The organism is Allobosea sp., from assembly GCF_035944895.1.
Classification (GTDB): Bacteria; Pseudomonadota; Alphaproteobacteria; order Rhizobiales; family Beijerinckiaceae; genus Allobosea.
The window spans coordinates 235,131-253,344 of the sequence record NZ_DASZAT010000008.1 but is presented as its reverse complement, the minus strand read 5'-3'; the positions used below and the strand labels follow the sequence as shown (position 1 = coordinate 253,344).

At 67.5% G+C, this 18,214-nt stretch carries 14 protein-coding genes; 4 read left to right on the top strand and 10 right to left on the bottom strand.

Features of this window, described 5'->3' with window-relative positions; translation table 11 throughout:
* Positions 1 to 55: 55 nt before the first annotated feature.
* Positions 56 to 2,233 carry a TonB-dependent siderophore receptor gene (locus VGV58_RS12815; protein ID WP_326874396.1) on the bottom strand — a complete coding sequence of 726 codons (2,178 nt, stop codon included), beginning with the start codon at positions 2,231 to 2,233 and terminating at the stop codon, positions 56 to 58.
* Between the two features lie 154 nt (positions 2,234 to 2,387).
* Positions 2,388 to 3,272 carry a helix-turn-helix transcriptional regulator gene (locus tag VGV58_RS12810; protein WP_326874395.1) on the bottom strand — a complete coding sequence of 295 codons (885 nt, stop codon included), beginning with the start codon at positions 3,270 to 3,272 and terminating at the stop codon, positions 2,388 to 2,390.
* Positions 3,273 to 3,562: 290 nt separating this feature from the next.
* On the opposite strand from VGV58_RS12810, the gene VGV58_RS12805 reads away from it, so the two are divergent.
* The 3 genes from VGV58_RS12805 to VGV58_RS12795 are packed head-to-tail and all read left to right on the top strand — an operon-like array spanning position 3,563 to position 7,069.
* A complete protein-coding gene (locus VGV58_RS12805) occupies positions 3,563 to 4,588 on the top strand; it encodes an ABC transporter ATP-binding protein (protein ID WP_414643980.1) in 1,026 nt (341 codons plus the stop codon).
* Complete coding sequence (locus VGV58_RS12800; RefSeq protein ID WP_326874393.1) at positions 4,585 to 5,577, top strand: ABC transporter ATP-binding protein; 993 nt, start codon at positions 4,585 to 4,587, stop codon at positions 5,575 to 5,577. The genes VGV58_RS12805 and VGV58_RS12800 overlap by 4 nt, the downstream gene beginning before the upstream one ends.
* 25 nt (positions 5,578 to 5,602) lie before the next feature.
* On the top strand, positions 5,603 to 7,069 hold the full coding sequence (locus VGV58_RS12795; RefSeq protein WP_326874392.1) for an alkaline phosphatase family protein: 1,467 nt from the start codon (positions 5,603 to 5,605) through the stop codon (positions 7,067 to 7,069).
* A 67-nt stretch (positions 7,070 to 7,136) separates the two neighbouring features.
* On the opposite strand, the gene VGV58_RS12790 is transcribed toward VGV58_RS12795, so the two are convergent.
* The 4 genes from VGV58_RS12790 to VGV58_RS12775 form a co-directional block, all read right to left on the bottom strand.
* Positions 7,137 to 8,699, bottom strand: coding sequence for an ABC transporter substrate-binding protein (locus VGV58_RS12790; RefSeq protein ID WP_326874391.1), 1,563 nt, complete (start codon positions 8,697 to 8,699; stop codon positions 7,137 to 7,139).
* Positions 8,700 to 8,766: 67 nt separating this feature from the next.
* Entirely contained in the window at positions 8,767 to 9,537 is a 771-nt protein-coding gene (locus tag VGV58_RS12785) for a glycerophosphodiester phosphodiesterase (RefSeq protein ID WP_326874390.1), read from the bottom strand.
* A gap of 4 nt (positions 9,538 to 9,541) precedes the next feature.
* Complete coding sequence (locus VGV58_RS12780) at positions 9,542 to 10,420, bottom strand: ABC transporter permease (protein ID WP_326874389.1); 879 nt, start codon at positions 10,418 to 10,420, stop codon at positions 9,542 to 9,544.
* Positions 10,417 to 11,358, bottom strand: coding sequence for an ABC transporter permease (locus VGV58_RS12775; protein ID WP_326874388.1), 942 nt, complete (start codon positions 11,356 to 11,358; stop codon positions 10,417 to 10,419). The genes VGV58_RS12780 and VGV58_RS12775 overlap by 4 nt, the downstream gene beginning before the upstream one ends.
* A gap of 305 nt (positions 11,359 to 11,663) precedes the next feature.
* Here VGV58_RS12775 and leuA point away from each other — a divergent pair, with 305 nt between their 5' ends.
* Positions 11,664 to 13,331: a 2-isopropylmalate synthase gene (gene leuA, locus VGV58_RS12770; protein ID WP_326874918.1), complete on the top strand. Its 1,668-nt coding sequence runs from the start codon at positions 11,664 to 11,666 to the stop codon at positions 13,329 to 13,331.
* 38 nt (positions 13,332 to 13,369) lie between these two features.
* Here the strand turns inward: leuA and VGV58_RS12765 are convergent, their stop codons facing one another.
* Genes VGV58_RS12765 through VGV58_RS12750 form a run of 4 tightly spaced genes read right to left on the bottom strand, consistent with a single transcriptional unit; the run spans position 13,370 to position 18,176 of the window.
* Complete coding sequence (locus tag VGV58_RS12765) at positions 13,370 to 14,419, bottom strand: LLM class flavin-dependent oxidoreductase (protein WP_326874387.1); 1,050 nt, start codon at positions 14,417 to 14,419, stop codon at positions 13,370 to 13,372.
* Between the two features lie 7 nt (positions 14,420 to 14,426).
* Entirely contained in the window at positions 14,427 to 15,380 is a 954-nt protein-coding gene (locus VGV58_RS12760) for an ABC transporter substrate-binding protein (RefSeq protein WP_326874386.1), read from the bottom strand.
* A gap of 38 nt (positions 15,381 to 15,418) precedes the next feature.
* The gene (locus tag VGV58_RS12755) at positions 15,419 to 16,351 is read right to left on the bottom strand and encodes an ABC transporter substrate-binding protein (RefSeq protein ID WP_326874385.1); all 933 of its coding nucleotides are present in this window, start codon (positions 16,349 to 16,351) and stop codon (positions 15,419 to 15,421) included.
* Between the two features lie 25 nt (positions 16,352 to 16,376).
* Complete coding sequence (locus VGV58_RS12750) at positions 16,377 to 18,176, bottom strand: amino acid ABC transporter permease/ATP-binding protein (RefSeq protein ID WP_326874384.1); 1,800 nt, start codon at positions 18,174 to 18,176, stop codon at positions 16,377 to 16,379.
* Positions 18,177 to 18,214: the final 38 nt, after the last annotated feature.

Below are 18,214 nucleotides of genomic sequence, written 5' to 3'. Positions count from 1 at the left end.
GGGAGGTCATGCCCCGTAAATGCAACCGGCTCCGGGCGCAGCATCCCGCCTGCCCTCACCAGCGATAGGACAGGGTCGCCAGCACGGTGCGGCGCAGGCCGAAGGAGCACTGCACGGCGCCGTAGCAGCCGGAGACATACTCCTTGTCGAACAGGTTCTGGGCGTTGACCTGCACCTTCCAGCCCTTCATCGCGGCGTTGGCGGCACCGAGATCATAGCTGATCGCGGCGTCGACAAGCGCGTAGTCGTCGGTGAAGAAGGTGTTGCCGGCATCGCCGGCGCCCTTGCCGACATAGCGCACGCCGGCGCCGAGGCCGAGCCCTGAGAACAGGCCGGTCTTGAAGGTGTAGTGCGCCCAGAGCGAGGCCATGTGGCGGGGCACGACCGTCGGCCGCTTGCCGAGATCGACGCCGGTGCTCTTGGTCACCTCGGCATCGGTATAGGTATAGGCCGCAACGAGATCGAGATTGTCGAAGACGGTCGCCCTGGCCTCGACCTCGACGCCGCGCGCCCTGACCTCGCCGGTCTGGACCTGGAAGCCGGGATTGCTGGTGTCGGTGGTCGGGACGTTGGTCTGGGTCAGCTGGTAGACCGCCGCCTGCAGGAAGGCGCTGGAACCGGGCGGCTGATACTTGAAACCGGCCTCGTACTGCTCGCCCTCGGTCGGCTTGAACGCCGCTCCGGCGAAGGTCGCTCCCGTCTGTGGATCGAACGATGTCGAGTAGCTCGCATAGGGCGCAAAGCCATTGTCGAAATTGTACATGACCGCGACGCGGCCGGTATTGGCGGTGTCGTCCTGCTTGGTCAGGGCAGCATTGGTGAGGTTGCGGGCGCGCGACATGGCGCGGTCGAAGCGGCCACCGAGCACGACCGACAACCGGTCGATCTTGATCTCGTCCTGCAGGTAGATGCCGTATTGCTGCGACTCGTATTTCGTTCCGGGGAGGGCCGGCACCGCGAACGGCGTCCGACCATAGACCGGCCTGAACAAGTCGAGCGTCTGCACCGTGCCGCCGGCGCCGGTGAAGGCCGTGGCGTCCGACCAGTAGCCGTCGACACCGAACAGCACCTTGTGGGTCAGCGGGCCGGTGCGGAAATCGGCCTGGAGCTGGTTGTCGATGCCGAAGGTCTTGGCCTTCTCGTTCGAAGCGGTGACGCGGCGCGTGACAGTGCGCTGGTCGGCCCCCAGAGAGGCCGCCGCCACCGTCCGGAAGCGCGATTCCAGATCGCTGTAGCGGACGTTCTGGCGGACGCTGAAGACGTCGTTGAAGCGGTGTTCGAAGGCATAGCCGGCCGTCAGATGATTGCGGCTATAGCCCTCATAGTTCGGCTCGCCCGGGAAGACATTGCTGCGGATGCGGCCGTTGCGGTTCGGCAGCACGGTGCCGACCGAAGGCATGAAGCCGTAGAAGCCGGTTTCCGGGTCGCGCTGGAAGGAGGTCAGCAGCGTCAGGCTGGTCGCCGCATTCGGCCGGAAGGTCAGCGACGGAGCGATATAGAGGCGCTCTTCCTTGGTGAAGTCGACCTGCGTGTCGGCGGCGCGGCCGAGTCCGACGATGCGATAGAGCACGGTCTTGTCGGCGGTCACCGGCCCGCCGATGTCGAAGGCGAGCTGCTTGCGCTCGAAGCTGCCGAACTGGACCTGGACCTCGCCATGGGCCTCGTCACGCGGGCGCTTGCTGATCATGTTGATCAAGCCGCCGGGCTTGACCTGGCCGAAGACGACCGAGGCCGGGCCGCGGATCACCTCGACGCGCTCGAGCCCCCAAGGATCGACTGACGGCACGAGGAAATTGTAGCCGCGCAGCAGGCGCAGGCCGTCGAGATTGTTGACGAAGCCGGCGCCGGTACCGGCGCCGCCGAAGCCGCGGATGAAGACGCTGTCATAGCGCCCCATCGACAGGCGCGTCTCGCCGAGCACGCTCGCCGAATAGCGCAGCGCCTGGCTGACGCTCTGGACACCCTGGTCGTCCATCTGGTCGCGGGTGACGACGGTGACCGATTGCGGCGTTTCGATCAGAGGCGTGTCGGTCTTGGTCGCGGACGCGCTCCGGCGGGCGACATAGCCGTTGACCGGCCCTCCGGCTCGTTCGCCCTGGACCTCGATCGTGTCCAGGCTGACCGCTTCGCTGCTTTGCGCCAGGGCGCTGCCCGGCAAGGCCGCGATAATTGCTCCGAAGGCGACGCCGGCCGCCAACGCGACGCGATTGCCCGTGATGAAAACCGTGGTCATGCCGATACTCTTGCCCCTTCGCCGTCCTGGCGACCCATTGGCAGGGTTCTTTCAGGAAGCATGCTTGGCCGGCAACGCCGTCGGCTTTCGATCGCGGCAGTATTTCTTTCGCTGCAGTTTCGAGCCTTTCCAGCTCTGAAGCAGAAGGCGTCCCTCAACGCAGCGCGCTCGGCGACATGCCAAAGCGCTTGCGGAACAGGCTGGAGAAATGCGCCGGGGTGTAGCCGACGCGGAAAGCCGCTTCCGCGATGCTCGCCTCGCCCTCGGCGATCAGCGCATGCGCCTGCTGCAGACGCTGTTCCTGCAGATAGCCGAAGACGCTGTCTCCGAACTCGGCGCGGAAGGCCGCAGTCAGCTTGGTCGGATTGAGACCCGTCGCACGGGCAAGCTCGGCCAGGCTCGGTGGCTTCTGCATCGCAGCGACCAGCATGTCCCGGACAGCATGGACCTGCTCGCGCGTCCGGACCGGAAGCCGCGCCGGCCGCAAGGGCGGCTGGCCGACGATCCGGTCGAGCGCCTTGGCCGTCAGCTCGAGCGCCTTGCCCGCGAGGTAGAGTCGCCGCAGCGGCGCCGCCACCGGCGATTCCGCGATCTGGAGGGCGAGCGCGCAGAGTTCGGCATCGGCCGGCCGCACCCAGATGCCGGCATCCCCGGCCCCCGCCAGTGCGAACAGCTGCTGCATCGGGGCGGCGAATTCCCGCTCGACGAAATCGAGGTCGAACTGCATCAGCACGCAGCGGACCATGCCGCCGCTGAGACCGGTGCGCTGCTGGACATGATCGCCGACATTGGCGGTGACCAGCAGCGCCGGCCCACGGACCATGACGGCAGGCTGATCATCGATCTCCAGGGATTGCCGTCCGTCGAGCATGACCGCGATCTTGAGACCCCGCCGCATCGGCCCGATGATGCGTTCGCCTTCGGGAATCGGAAATGTCCCGGCCGACAGCGACAGCTGCCGCGAGAACAGCGGCAGGCCCACCAAGGATTGAGGAGCGGAAAGGGTCTGGTTGGCGTTCACCGGCGCAGCATAGTTCAATCGTCTCCCGCCTCAAGACTTCCCGATCAGATTGAAGGTATTCTAGGTTTGATTAGGCGCGAGGCTATCCTCGGTTGAACTTCATAACCTTGTTCGCCTGCACATCGACAATCCTTGCCAACGCGATTTGCTCAGCGCCCGTGGCCGACGTCGCGCGGCCTCGCCAGAATGCAGCCGGGCTTGGTTGAGCCAATCGCGTCACATCACGGTCATCGAAGCGCGTCTATCCCGCTGCGATGACGCTCCCGATCACAAGCGACCGCCCCGGCATGGCCGCGCTGCTGCCCGACATGCAGGCGCCCATCACGCCGCTGCTGGCACTGGATGGCTTTTCAGTGGCTTTCCCGGGCGCCAACGGCCCCGTCCCAGTCGTGCGCGGCATCGACCTCCGGCTTGCGCCGGGCGAGGCGCTCGGCATCGTCGGGGAGTCCGGCTGCGGCAAGAGCGTGACCTGGCTCGCCGCCTTGCGCCTGCTCGGCCGCGGCGTCGCGACCTCCGGCGAGGTCCGGCTCGCAGGCAAGGACATCACTCGCCTGCCGGAGCACGCACTCGCAAGGGTTCGCGGCGGGCGGATCGGACTGATCTTCCAGGACCCGACCAGCTCGCTCAACCCGGTCCAGCGCATCGGCACCCAGTTGATGGAAGTGCTGCGCCTGCATCGCGGCCTGCGCGGCGACGCCGCCCAGCGCGAGGCCCTGCGCCTGCTCGACCGTGTCGGCATCGCCGATGCTCCGCGACGGCTGCGGCAATATCCGCACGAGTTCTCCGGGGGGATGAACCAGCGCGTGATGATCGCGCTGGCGCTCGCCGGCGAACCGGAGGTCCTGATCGCCGACGAGCCGACCACCGCGCTCGACGCGACGATCCAGGCGCAGATCCTCGATCTCATCCGCGACATCCGTCGCGAGAGCGGCATGGGGCTGGTGCTGATCTCGCACGACATCGGCGTCGTCGCCGATCTCTGCGACCGCGTCGCGGTGATGTATGCCGGCCGCGTCGTCGAGACCGCGGCGACGCAGGACCTGCTCGGCCGGCCGCGCCATCCCTATACGCGCGGCCTGCTCTCGGCCTTGCCCAGCCTCGACGGGCCGCGCCGCCGGCTGACGCCGATCGCGGGCACCGTCCCCGCGCCTGACCGGATGCCGCCGGGCTGCGCCTTCGCACCACGCTGCTCCCTGGCGACCGAGGCGTGCCGGAGCGAAACGCCGCCTCTCGTGCTTGCGGCACAGGACCAGCGTGCCGCCTGCCTGCGTCTCGCCGAGACGGCACTGGCGCCTGCCGCCCGTGAGCCGGTTCCGGTCGGAGCCTTCGCATGACCCCGCTGCTGCGCGTCGACGATCTCGCCCGCCATTATCCGGTCGCGACGGCGAGCGGACAGAAGCGATTGCTGCATGCCGTCGACGGCGTCAGCTTTTCCCTCGCCGCCGGCAAGACGCTCGGCCTGGTCGGCGAATCCGGCTGTGGCAAGTCGACCACCGCGCGGCTCGCGCTCGGCCTGCTGCCGGCGACAAGCGGGCGGATCACATTCGCCGGCGAAGCGGTCAGCGCGACACGCGATCGTCATTGGCGGGCTCTGCGCCGGCGGATGCAGCTGGTGCATCAGGACCCGCTCGCGGCACTCGACCGGCGGCTGCCCGTCGGCGAGCAGATCGTCGAGCCGCTCCTCATCCACGGCCTCGAAGCCGGCATCGGGGCGCGACGGCAGAAGGCGCTCCAGCTGTTCGAGGCGGTCGGCCTGCGGCCGGACCTGTTCGAGCGCTATCCGCATGAGCTCTCCGGCGGGCAGCGCCAGCGCGTCGTGCTCGCCCGGGCGCTGATCCTCGGCCCGGAGCTGCTGGTCTGCGACGAGCCGATCTCGGCGCTCGACGTCTCGGTCGCGGCCCAGGTCACCAACCTGCTGCAGGACCTGCAAGGGCGCTTCGGCATGGCCTATCTCTTCATCAGCCACGACCTGAAAGTGGTGCGGCAGATCGCCGACGAGGTCGCGGTGATGTATCTCGGCAAGATCGTCGAACAGGGCCCGCCGGAGGCGCTGTTCCATGCGCCGGCCCATCCTTACACCGAGGCGCTGGTCTCGGCTGTGCCGACGCTGCAGCGCGGCACGCGCGAGCGCATCATCCTGCGCGGCGACCCGCCCAATCCGGTCGACCGGCCGGCGGGCTGCGCCTTCCATCCGCGCTGCCCGCGCGCCATCGCCCGCTGCCGCGAGGAGACGCCGACGCTACGCCCCACCAGCGACGGACGACTCGCCGCCTGCCATCTGGTACCGGTGGCCTCGGACGCCGCCGCCGCAGCAGCCGCCTGATTCCATCGACCGACCGGATACCGACATGGCCCAAGACGATCGCTCCACCGCCACACGCGTCATCGTCGCGGTCTTCGACGGCCTGCGGCCCGATCTGGTCACGCCCGAATTGACCCCGAACATCCTGCGCCTCGCGGCGCGCGGCACCTGGTTCCGTCGGGCGCGCAGCGTCTTCCCCTCGGTGACCCGCGTCGCCACCAGCGCAATCGCCACCGGCGCGCCTCCCGGCGTGCATGGCATCGTCGGCAACGCCTTCTACCTCGCAGATGCCATCCCCGAGCGCATCTTCGACACCAGCGACATCGGCATGCTGCGCCGGGCGGAAGCGCATCATGGCGGCCGGCTGATCGCGGTCGACACTTTCGGCGACGTGCTGGCGCGGGCCGGCAAAAGGCTCGCCGTCGTCCACACCGGCTCGGCCGGCTCGGCGCATTTCATCAATCCGCGTGCCCGCGCCAACGGGCACTGGACCTTCACGATGCTCGGGACCGAGGCGACGCAGACGCCGGAAGCGGTCGAGGACGCCATCGCCAAGCTCGGTCCGCTGCCGGAACGCCAGCTGCCACGCCTCGACGAACTCGCCTATGGCGGCCGGCTGATGGTCGAGCATGTGCTGCCGGTGTTGAAGCCCGACGTCGCGCTGATCTGGTTCAACGAGCCCGACACCACCTTCCATTACCGCGGCCTCGGCTCACCAGAAGCCAAGGCCGGCCTGCAGCAGGCCGATCGCGCCTTCGGCGCCATCCTAGACTGGGTCGAGGCCCAGCCCGATGGCGAGCGCATCGCGGTGATTGCCGCCTCCGACCATGGCCAGATCTCGACGGGCTCGGTCGAGCCGCTGTTCGACGCGGCGCGCCGGGCCGGCTTCGACCTCAGCAACGCCAAGGCGGTCGATGGCGCCGCCTTCCTCGCAACTGGCGGCATCAGCGGCGAGATCCGCCTGCGCGGCGACGACCGCAGCCAACTCGAGCGCATCGCCGCCTGGCTGATGGAGCAGCCGACGGTGGGGCATGTCTTCTCGCGCGGCAGCGGCGAGGAAGGCGACATCGCCGGCACCTTGTCGCTCGACCTGATGGGCGCCGGCCATGCCGGGCGCCAGCCCGACCTGATGTTCATCCTGAAATCGTCGTTGGAGGCCGACCAATACGGACTGCCCGGCCTCGGCGCGATGACGCCGGGCGACGTCCCGCTCGGCGGCGGCATGCATGGCGGCGTCAACCCGCACGAGCTCAACACCGTGCTGATCGTCGGCACCGGCACTGGCGAGGTCGGCAGCGTCTCGCAGGAGCCGGCCGGGATCATCGATATCGGCCCGACCGTGCTCGGCCTCACCGGCCTCGCCAAGGCGCCGAGCATGGTCGGCCGCGACCTCTCCCGCCCGGCACGGGAGGAGGCGCGCATCCGCCGTGTCTCAACGGGGCGCGGCGCCTTCAGCCAGCAGGTCGAGTTTGCCGAGCAGGACGGGCGCCGCTTCATCCTCGGCGGGCACTGATCCGAGGCAACGAATGCAAAAAAGGGGCGGCCGAGCCGCCCCTTCTTCTTTCTAGCATCCGCGCCGCTCAGCTGCGGGCGAAGGACAGATTGTCCGGGCGCAGATCCATGAAATAGAAGGTTGTCGGCCGCCAGCCGATTGCCTTCTTGATCGCGTAGGCCTCGCTCGGCTGGTAGAGGATCGTCGCCGGCGCCTCGTCCTCCCAGATGTCGAGCATCTCGGTGAACAGCGCCTTGCGCCTGGCCGGATCGACCTCCGCCTCCAGCGCCGTGCCGGCCTTGTTGAAGCCATCTGCCGAGGTCCAGAACTTCGAGACCTGGATTTCGCCGGCCGGGCCCCAGGCGACCCAGATCGCGCCGAGCGGATCGGGCAGGCGCGTCGAGTTCGACCAGTTGAAGATCTGCGCGCCGGCGCCGCGCATCTGGGTGGAGTTCTCGACCACCTGCAGCGAGGCGTTGATGCCGACGGCCTTCCACTGCTCGACCAGGATCTGCGCCGCCTCAAGCGCATTGGTGTAGTAGTTGGCCATGGTGCGGTAGACGATCGGCTCGCCCTTGTAGCCGGCCTGCTGCAGCAGAGCCTTGGCCTTGGCGGGGTCGTAAGACAGCTTGCGGCCCTCGACGAACATCTGGCCGTATTCGGGGAAGTTGTGGCTCGCCGGCACCTGCGCCGTGCCCTGCCAGAGCGCATCGACCAGCTTCTGCCGGTCAATCGCATGATTCAGCGCCTGCCGCACCCGCTTGTCTGCGAGCACCTTGTCCTGGTCGTTATAGGCGAGGACATGGACGTTCGCGAGTACGACGGAGCGGACGTCGATGTCCTTGTAGGCACCGACCACGCTCATCTGGTCCGGCGGGATATTGGTGATCAGGTCGTAATCGCCGGCGACGAGCCCGGCGACGCGCGCCGCCAGCTCCGGCACGCGGCGGAAGGTGACGCGCCTGGCCGTCGGCTTGCCCATGAAATAGTCGTCGAAGGCTTCCAGAACGGTGGCTTCGGCAGCGGAATGCGAGACGACGCGATAGGGGCCGGTCGCCACGGGCTTGCGCGAATAGGCCTCGAAGCCCATCGCCTCATAGGCGCGCTTGTTGACGATCCAGGCGCACCAGGAAGCGAGCCGCTGCTCCAGCAGCACGTCGGCGACCTTGGTGCGGAAACGCACCGTGTAGCGGTCGATCGGCTCGACGCTGGCGAGGATGCCGAAATAGGCCTTGCCACCGGGGATCTGGGCCTTCTCGCCCCAGAGGCGGCCATCGCGGAAGGTATAGGCGACGTCCTCCGAGGTCAGTTCGTCGCCATTGTGGAACTTGACGCCCTGGCGCAGCGTGACGATCAGCTCCTGCGGCGAGACGCGCTCCCACTTTGTCGCCAGATGCGGCTTCAGCTCCGAGCCGCCGCCATCGGCAGCGCCGAGGAAGTCACGGCGGATCAGCGTGTCGAAGATCGAATAGGTGACGCGTGTGCCGACATTGGAGAGCTCGCGCGCCGGCTCCAGCGTCGCCGGCAGGTCAGCAACCGCGACGGTGAAGTTCGGCCGCGTCTCGCCGGCGGCGAAAGCCTGCGGGGCAGCGAACAGCGCCGAGGCGGCGGCAGCGCCTTCGAGAAAGCGGCGGCGGGAGAGGGTGATCATGGCATGTCTCGCATCGAGGTCGGCAGCGGCATCGATCCAGCCCGCCGCGCAATCGCGCTGCCATGCCTCAACTTGACGACAGGGCCGTGACGGAGCGGGCCGAGAGCAGCAGGCGGGGGTCGTCGAGCATCACCGCATCGGGTGCGAGCGACAGGACGCGGTCGATACCCTCCGCATCGATCCGCCCGACTGGGAAAGGCGGATAGCCGGGCTCCACGACCGAACGCGGCTGCCCGACCATGATCACGGTCCGCAGGCCAAGACCGCGCGCGGCGGCAAGGCGCTCCTCCGTCGCTTCGCCCTGCCAGAAGCGGAACCAGTTCGCGCCGAGGACTTTGGCCTGCCGGTAGGAACCCGGATCGGAAACCAACGCGAGAACGGCGATCTCCTCGGATAAGGTCCGCGTAGCGGCGATCAGGTCGAGCGAGCGCAGGCCGAGCAGCAAGCGCTCGGTGGCCCCAGCCGCCGCGACGACATCGAGGATGCGCGGCAGCACCGCCGGGTCGGTGAGCTTGACGTCGAGCAGCAATCCGAGTGGCGCGGAGGCGCCGATCGCTTCGTCCAACGTCAGCAGACCAGGCAGGATCGCCCGCAATTCCCCGAGCCCGATCTCGGCAACGAGGCGGGGGTCACCAGCAATGCGCCGGAGGTCCGCATCGTGCAGGCAGACCAGCGCGCCGTCGGCACTCAGACGCACATCGGTCTCGACCATCTCGGCACCGACGGCCCTGGCCTGCTCGAAGGCCTCGGCGGTGTTCTCAGGCCCGAGCAAGGCCCCGCCACGATGAGCGATGGCGAGCGGGAGGGGGCCGGCGATGCTGCGGATGACGAAGCTCATGGTCTCAGTGCCGCTCGCTGGTCGGGTCGAAGCGGTCGCGCAGCCAGTCGCCGAACAGGCTCATCGACAGCGTCGTCAGGAAGATCACGAGGCCGGGGAAGACAGCGATCCACCAGGCGTTGAGGAGATAGCGCCGGCCTTCGCCGAGCATCAGGCCGAGCGAGGTGCCGGGCGGCTGCACACCGAGGCCGAGGAAGGAGAGCGAGGTTTCCAACAGGATCGTGCCGGGGAAGTTGAGCGTCGCCTGCACCACCAACGCCGCGACGATGTTGGGCAGAAGATGGCGCAGGATCACCCGCGGCGTGCTGGCACCGAGCGCCTCGACCGCGTTGACATAGTCGCTCTCCTGCTCGGAGGCGACGAGGCCACGGGCGAGCCGCGTATAGCGGTCCCAGCCGTCGATGCTGACCAGGATGATGAACAGCACAATATTGTTGCCGAAGAAGGCGAGCATGGTCAGCGCTAGGAACAGCGCCGGAATCGCCGCCTGCGCATCGACCAGCATCATGATCGCCTGGTCGATGATGCCGCGCATCCGTGCCGCGATGAAGCCGAGCAACGTGCCGAACACGGCCCCGATCAGCGTGCCCATCACCGCGATCAGGATCGAGGTGCGCACCGCATAGATCATGCGGCTGAGGATATCGCGGCCGAGTTGGTCGGTGCCAAGCCAATAGGTCGTGCCGCCGCTCTGGGTCAGTGGCGGCTTCAGCCGGGCCAGCAGGTTCTGGGTGGTGTAGTGGATCGGCGCCAGCCAGTCGGCGAGGATCGCGACGAGCACGACCAGGATCAGGAAGCCGGCCGAGAGCTTCACCACCGGCGACATGCGGCGCCCGCGCGGACGGGAGGCCGGAGCGGCGCTAAGATCGAGGCTCGCGCTCATGCCGGCTTGCCCAGGCTGCGCGAGAAACCGCCCAGCCGCGGATCGATCAGGATGTGCAGGATATCGACCAGGAGATTGGCGGCGACCATCACCACGGTGACCGTCAGGATCACCGCCTGGACCACGGCAAGATCGCGCGTCGAGACGGAATCGACCAGCAGGCGGCCGATGCCGGGCCAGGCGAAGATCGTCTCGACCACGGCGCTGCCGGCGAGGATATGGCCGATCTCGATGCCGATGAACATCAGCAGCGGCACCGCGGCATTGGGCAGCGCGTGGCGCAGAATGACCGAGAGCGGCATCACCCCGCGAGCACGGGCAGCGCGGATGAAGGGCTTGCCGAGCACTTCGAGCGTCGCCGTGCGGGCAAAGCGCGCGAGGCGCCCGGCAAGCGGCAAAGCGAGCGTCACCACCGGCAGGATCAAATGCCAGAGCGTCTCGGACCCCGCCGAGGGCAGCACGCGCAGCTTGAGCGCGAACAGCAGGATCAGCAGGATGCCCAGGAAGAAGATCGGGATCGCATAGCCGAGCACGGCGACCGCCATGGCGAAGCGGTCGACCGCGCTGTTGTGGCGCAGCGCCGCCAGGACACCGAGCGGCATGCCGATCAGCAAAGCCAGCAGCAGCGCGCAGGCGCCGAGCAGGAACGTCTTCGGCAGCGCGTCGAGGACCGCGGCGAAGGCCGGCCTGTCGTCGGCGAAGGAGAGGCCGAAATCGCCCCGGATCACGCTGGCGAGATAGCGCAGATACTGTTCCGCAAGCGGACGATCGAGCCCCCAGAGCTCGCGATAATGGGCACGCACATCCGGCGGCGTCTCGATCGAGAGCATGATGTCGGCGGGATCGCCGGCGAGCCGCAGCGCCAGGAACACCGCCGAGACGCAGATCGCGACCGTCAGCAGCGCGCGTAAGGTGCGAAGGGCCAGGAAACGCAGCATCGCCAGGGGCTCGTGAATCGAAGGCGAGCTTGTGCCGATGCTTACGCGACAAAGGAATGACAGGTCGCCATCAACCCGCACGGCTCAGGATTGTCTGGCGCAGCAAGGTTGATCTTCCTCTCCCGGGGTGGTTATGTCCGACCATGCGAATTCGGTCCGCCATCCGGGGCCTGACCCTGCGACTTAGCCGCCCGGCGCTGTGAGCGCGCCGGGGTTCAAAGGCCTGTCCATATCGCATGACGGCGCAGCAGAGCCCTGAGCAGGCCTGACGCCGCATCCTTCGCAAGGGTTGTCCCATGACCACGATGCCGATTTCCAAGTACCGCGCCTATGCGCCGGTCAACCTGCCTGACCGCAAATGGCCGTCGCAGGTGCTGACCAAGGCGCCGATCTGGTGCTCCGTCGACCTGCGCGACGGCAATCAGGCGCTGATCGAGCCGATGGGCGTCGATCGCAAGGAGCGCATGTTCAACCTGCTGGTGAAGATGGGGTTCAAGGAGATCGAGGTCGCCTTCCCTGCCGCATCCCAGACCGATTTCGACTTCGTCCGCTCGATCATCGAGAGCGGGGCGATCCCCGACGATGTCGCGATCCAGGTGCTGACGCAGTGCCGCTCCGAACTGATCGAGCGCACCTTCGAAGCAGTGAAGGGGGCGAAGAACGTCATCCTGCACTTCTACAACTCGACCTCGACGCTGCAGCGCGACGTGGTCTTCCGCTCCGACAGGGCCGGAATCATCAAGATCGCGACCGATGCGGCTGCCCAGATCAAGGCCCTGGCCGCGCGGGCGCCGGAGACGAACTTCACTTTCGAATATTCGCCGGAGAGCTTCACCGGCACCGAGCTCGACTACGCCCTGGAGATCTGCGAGGCGGTCAAGGCGGTGATCCAGCCGACGCCGCAGAAGAAGCTGATCCTCAATTTGCCGGCGACCGTCGAGATGGCGACGCCCAATGTCCATGCCGACCAGTTCGAATGGTTCGGCCGCAACATCTCCGGCCGCGACAGCGTGCTGCTCTCGATCCACCCGCACAATGACCGCGGCACGGCGGTGGCGGCGGCCGAGCTCGCGCTGATGGCCGGCGCCGACCGCGTCGAGGGCACGCTGTTCGGCAATGGCGAGCGCACCGGCAATGTCGACATCGTCACCATGGCGCTGAACCTGTTCACGCAAGGGGTCGATCCCGAGCTCGATCTGCGCGATGTCAACGAGATCCGCAGCGTCGCCGAATACTGCACGCAGCTGCCGGTGCATGAGCGCCATCCCTATGTCGGCGAGCTCGTCTACACCGCCTTCTCCGGCTCGCATCAGGACGCGATCAAGAAGGGCTTCGACGCGCAGGAGAAGCGCAACGACCCGCTCTTCCAGGTGCCCTATCTGCCGATCGACCCCAAGGATGTCGGCCGCGACTACGAGGCGGTGATCCGTATCAACTCGCAATCCGGCAAGGGCGGCATCGCCTATATCCTGCAGGCCGATCACGGCCTCGACCTGCCGCGCCCGCTGCAGATCGCCTTCTCCAAAATCGCGCAGGAGCAGATGGACGAGGAGGGCAAGGAGCTGACCAGCGCGGTGCTGTGGTCGCTGTTCAGCAAGACCTACCTGCTCAGCGATGCACCGCTGGAACTGCTGTCCCACAAGACCTTCCCGGGCGCGCAGGGCTCGCGGACGCTGACGGCGGAGCTGAAGCAGGAAGGCGCGATCCGCACCATCGAGGGCGTCGGCAACGGCCCGATCGATGCCTTCGTCGATGCGCTGAAGACGACCTATGGCGTCGAATTCTCCTTCCTCGACTATCACGAGCATGCAGTCGGCCGCGGCGCCAACGCCACCGCTGCCTGCTATGTCCAGCTTCAGGACGAGAAAGGCCGGGCTGTGCACGGCGTCGGCATCGACCCGAACATCGTGATGGCCTCGCTCAAGGCCGTGCTCAGCGGCATGCAGCGGGTGATGGCCGGGCAGACGGGCTAATATCGCCTCTTGGCGGTGGGCTTGCCCACCGCCTTTCCTCACTCCCCTGCAGCCTTGCGACGCTGGTTTGGCTCCGTGCCACGCCAGCCAAGCGCAGGCGCAACCAGCGCGGCGAAGTCGCCGATGATCTGGCGATAGTCCGCGATCGAGAAATTATAGGGCAGCTCCAGCCGCAGAGTATCGACCAGCGGCAGGACCGGATCGGCGTGAAGCCGCTCGACGATCTCGGCCGCCGTTCCGACGAGATCGGGCGTAAACAGCGTCCGGCGCTCGCCTTGCGGGGCCAGGGTCCGCTCATGCCGGCTGGCGGCATAGTCGCGATAGCGCTGGCGCGTGGCGGCATCGGCGCTGTCGAGCGGCACGATCACGCGGCCGACCGCGACCTTCGGCTCGCCCTCGCCACGCCAATGGCTGCGGAAACTCTCGATATGGCGGCGTTGAGCCACAAAGAAATCATCGGTCACCTCGCCGGTGTTGAGATTGCCGACGAGCAGATGGAAGCCATTCTCGGCCGCCCAGCGAGCAGAGCGTAGCGAGCCGCCGCCATACCAGAGACGCTGACGCAGGCCGGGCGCATGCGGGCGCAGGCGCGGGCGATGCTCGCCGGCTGCAGAAGTGATGCGGGTATCGGCATCGCCGAGCCAGTCACCGTCGAGATTGCTGGCGAGCCGGGCGACGCGTGCATGCGAGAAATCGTAAGTCGCAGGATCGGCATCGAAGAAGCGCTCGCCCAGCAGCTTGCCGAAGGGCGGCGGCCCGGCGCTCAGGCCGACATTGAGCCGCCCGCGGGAGAGCACGTCGACCAGCGACAGGTCCTCGGCTAAGCGGAACGGGTTCTCATAGCCGATCTGGATCACGGCGGTGCCGAGCCCGATCCGGCTGGTGCGCTGGCTCGCCGCCGCGAGAAAGGTCGCGGCCGAGGAGACGCCGGGCTCGAGATGGCGCTGGCGCACCCAGGCGCTGTCGAAGCCGAGCGCCTCGCCATGCTCGAAGAGCGCGAGCGTCTCCTCCAGCCCGGCGCGCGGATCGGCATCGTCGTAATTGCCGGGAGTCAGGAAGGCGACGTGCCGGATGGCGAGTTCGGACATGCGCTTTTCAGTATTTCGGCAGGCCGGGCGGGTTGGTCTCGGAGCGATCGAGCGCCTCCTCCTCCAGGCCCCAGCGCGCCAGCGATGCCCGGAACTTGCCATTGGCGATCAGCCCGTTGGTCGCGATGGTCAACGCATCGACCAGCCCGCTGCCCTTGCGCGTGGTGATCGCGACATCGGATTTCAGCGGCCAGCCGGCGCTGAGCGTGCCGACGCGCCTGATGTCCTTGTCGCGTGCCGCGATGAAGACGAGCTGGGCATGCGGCTGGACAATGACATCGACACGGCCCGAGCGCAGCGCGACCAACCGCCCGGCCTCGTCGTCGAAGAGCTGAAGCTCGATCGGCTTCAGGCCGGCGGCGACGTTCTGCTTGCTCCATTCGACCAGGATGCGCTCCTGATTGGTGCCGCCGCCGACGCTGACCTTGAGGCCCGCCGCATCCTTCGGCTCGCTGATCGCGGTGACCTTGCTGTCGGCCCTGACGAAGAAGCCGTGCAGCCCCTTGCGATAGGTCGAGAAGTCGAACTTTTCCTTGCGCTGCTCGGTGACGCCGACATTGGAGATGACCGCGTCATACTTCCCCGAGGCGAGGCCGAGCGGCCAGTCGGCCCAGGCGATCGGCTGCAGATCGAGCCTGAGCCCGAGGCTGTCGGCGATCAGCTGGGCGAAATCGGCATCGGCGCCGACCACGGTCTTCGCATCGGTGGCATAGGTTGCGAGCGGCGGCCCGCCGGGGCTGACCGCCACGGTGAGCACGCCGGGCGCGGCGAATTTGAACCCTTTCGGGATGGCCGCGATCGCCTCCGGCTGCTTCTCGGTGCGGACCTTGCCGGGCTGTTCCGGACCGAGATCGAATGGCGCCTGGGCCAGCGCCGAATTCTGAGCCAGACCGAACGCGGCCAGGCTGCCGAGGAGAAGCGCCGACAGGGCGCGCACTCGCAACATCTTCGTCTCCGTCATGCTTGAAGTCTTCACAGGCGCCACGGCGCCCGCCATGCTCATTTCGCCGGCAGGCCGGGCGGGTTGGTGCGCGACTGCTCGATCGCCTCGGCAGCGAGGTTCCAGCGCCCGAGCGCCTTGGCGTAGTTGCCATTGCCGATCTGGGTGTTGACGGCATGGGTGATCGCCTCGGCGAGGCCGGCGCCCTTGCGGGTCGTGACTGCGATCTCGGCCAGGACCGGCCAGCCGCCGGAGAAATTGCCGGCGAGGCGGGTCTTGTTCTCCTGCGCCGCCTTGAAACTCAGAAGGGCGTTCGGACCGAGATAGGCATCGGCACGTCCGGTCTCCAATGCGAGATAGAGCACGACATCGTCGTCATAATACTGGACCTCGGCCGGCTTCAGCCCGTCCTTCACGTTCTGCTCGTTCCAGCGCAGCAGGATCTGCTCCTGATTGGTGCCGGAGCCGACGATGACCTTCAGACCGGCGATGTCGCGCGGCTCGCGGATCTGGATCTCGTTGTCCTTCTTCACATAGAAGCCGAGCAAGTCCTTGCGGTAGGTCGAGAAGTCGAACTTCTCCTTGCGCTGCTCGGTGACGGTGATGTTCGAGATCGCCGCATCGTACTTCCCGGAGACGACGCCCAGTGGCCAGTCGGCCCAGGAGACCGGGACGATCTCGAGCTTGCGCCCGAGCGCATCGGCGACGAGCTGGGCGATGTCGGGCTCCGAGCCGACGATCGACTTGGTGTCGCTCGCATAGCCGGCGAAGGGCAGGCGGCCGGTGGCGTTGGCGACGGTGAAGACGCCGTCCTTCACGAACTTGGCGTCCTTGCCGATCAGCTTGATCGCGGCGTCGTCGCGCTGCGCTCGCGGCCGGCCAGGCTGCTCGGGCGAGAGGTCGATCGCCTGCTGGGCGAAGCCGAGGGAGGGGAGAAGCGCGCCGGCGGAAGCAGCGCCAAGCAGAGAGAGAGCGTTGCGTCTGGTGATCATGGCCTAACTCCCAGGGAAATGAACGTCAGAGGACCTTGGCGAGGAATTCGCGGGTGCGCGGATGGTCGGGCTCGGCAAGGACGCGCGCGGGTGGGCCGACTTCGAGGATGCGGCCGGCCTCCATGAAGACGACCTCGTCGGCGACCTCGCGGGCGAAGCCGATCTCATGGGTGACGATCACCAGCGTCGTGCCGGAGCGGGCGAGCTCCTTGATGACGTCGAGCACCTCGTTGACCAGCTCGGGGTCGAGCGCCGAGGTCGGCTCGTCGAAGAGCAGGACCTTGGGCTTCAGGGCGAGGGCCCGGGCGATGGCGACGCGCTGTTGCTGGCCGCCGGAAAGCTGGCGCGGATAGGCGTCGGCCTTGTCGGCGAGACCGACACGGGCGAGCAGTTCGCGCGCCTCGGCCAGCGCCTGCTCGCGGGCAACGCCGCGCACCGAGAGCGGCGCCTCGGTGACGTTCTCGATCGCGGTCAGATGCGGGAACAGGTTGAAGCTCTGGAAGACCATGCCGACATCGACGCGGCGCTTCAGAATCTCGCGCTCCTTGAGCTCGTAAAGCGTGTCGCCGTCCTGGCGATAGCCGATCAGTTCGCCATCGATAGCGATGAAGCCGGCATCGACGCGTTCGAGATGATTGATCGAGCGCAGCAGCGTCGACTTGCCGGAGCCGGACTGGCCGATGATCGCAGTGACGCTGCCCGGGCGCAGGGCCAGGCTGACATCGTCGAGCACCTTCAGCGGGCCGAAGCTCTTCGAGACGTTGCTGATGCGGATCTCGCCGCCGCTGCGCCGCAGGCTCGCCAGCGAAGGAGCGACCGGGGCTGATGCTGCCGCCTGGGCCAGCGCAGCTTCGGTACGACGCGCCGCGGCGGCGTCACGCGAGCGGCCGAAGCGCGCCAGCGCCAGCCCGATCAGCGAGGGCGGCGGATTGCGCAGCGCGCCGCGCGAATAATAGCGCTCGATATGGTGCTGGACGAAGGAGAGCACGCTGAGGATGACGAGGTACCAGACCGTCGCCACCATCAGGAGCGGGATCACCTCGAGATTGCGCCTGTAGATGATCTGGATGGTGTAGAACAGCTCGGGCAGCGCCAGGATGTAGACTTGGCTCGTGCCCTTCGCCAGCAGGATGATCTCGTTGAAGCCGTTGGGCAGGATGGTGCGCATCGCCTGCGGCAGCACGATCCGCGAGAACTGGCGTCGTCGCGGCAGGCCGAGCGCCGCCGCCGCCTCATGCTGGCCCTGGTCGACCGAAAGGATGCCGCCGCGCACGATCTCGGAGGAGAAGGCGCCGGCATGAAGCGTCAGCCCGAGCACCGCCGCGAAGAAGGGCGTGATCAGCTGCGTCGTCGACCAGCTCGCGAAGGTGATCTCGGTGAAGGGAATGCCGAGCCAGACGGTCGAGTAGAGATAGCCGAGATTGTTGAGGATCAGCAGCAGCACGATCAGCGGGATCGAGCGGAACAACCAGACATAGGCCCAGGACAGCGAGGCCAGCAGCGGCGAGCCGGAGACGCGCGCCAAAGCGAGGCCGGTGCCGAGCAGGAAGCCAAGCACGGTACCGAGCAAAGTGAGCAGCAGCGTGCGCGCCAGGCCCGCCAGAACCGGTTCGGCGAAGAACCATTCGGCGAAGACATCCCAGCCCCAGCGCGGATTGGAGAGGACCGAGTTCACGACTGCGAAGATCACCACAACCGCGAAGGCGGTGCCGATGGCGCGCGCCGGATAGCGCGCCGGCACGATCCGGTAGCGGCTGAAATCGCGGGTCGGCGGTGTACTGTGGGCGTGCGTCGGCAGGCCCGCGAAATCGCTGGCGAGGCTCATGGCTGGAATTCGTCCCCTTGATGTTTACGAAGGCAGCG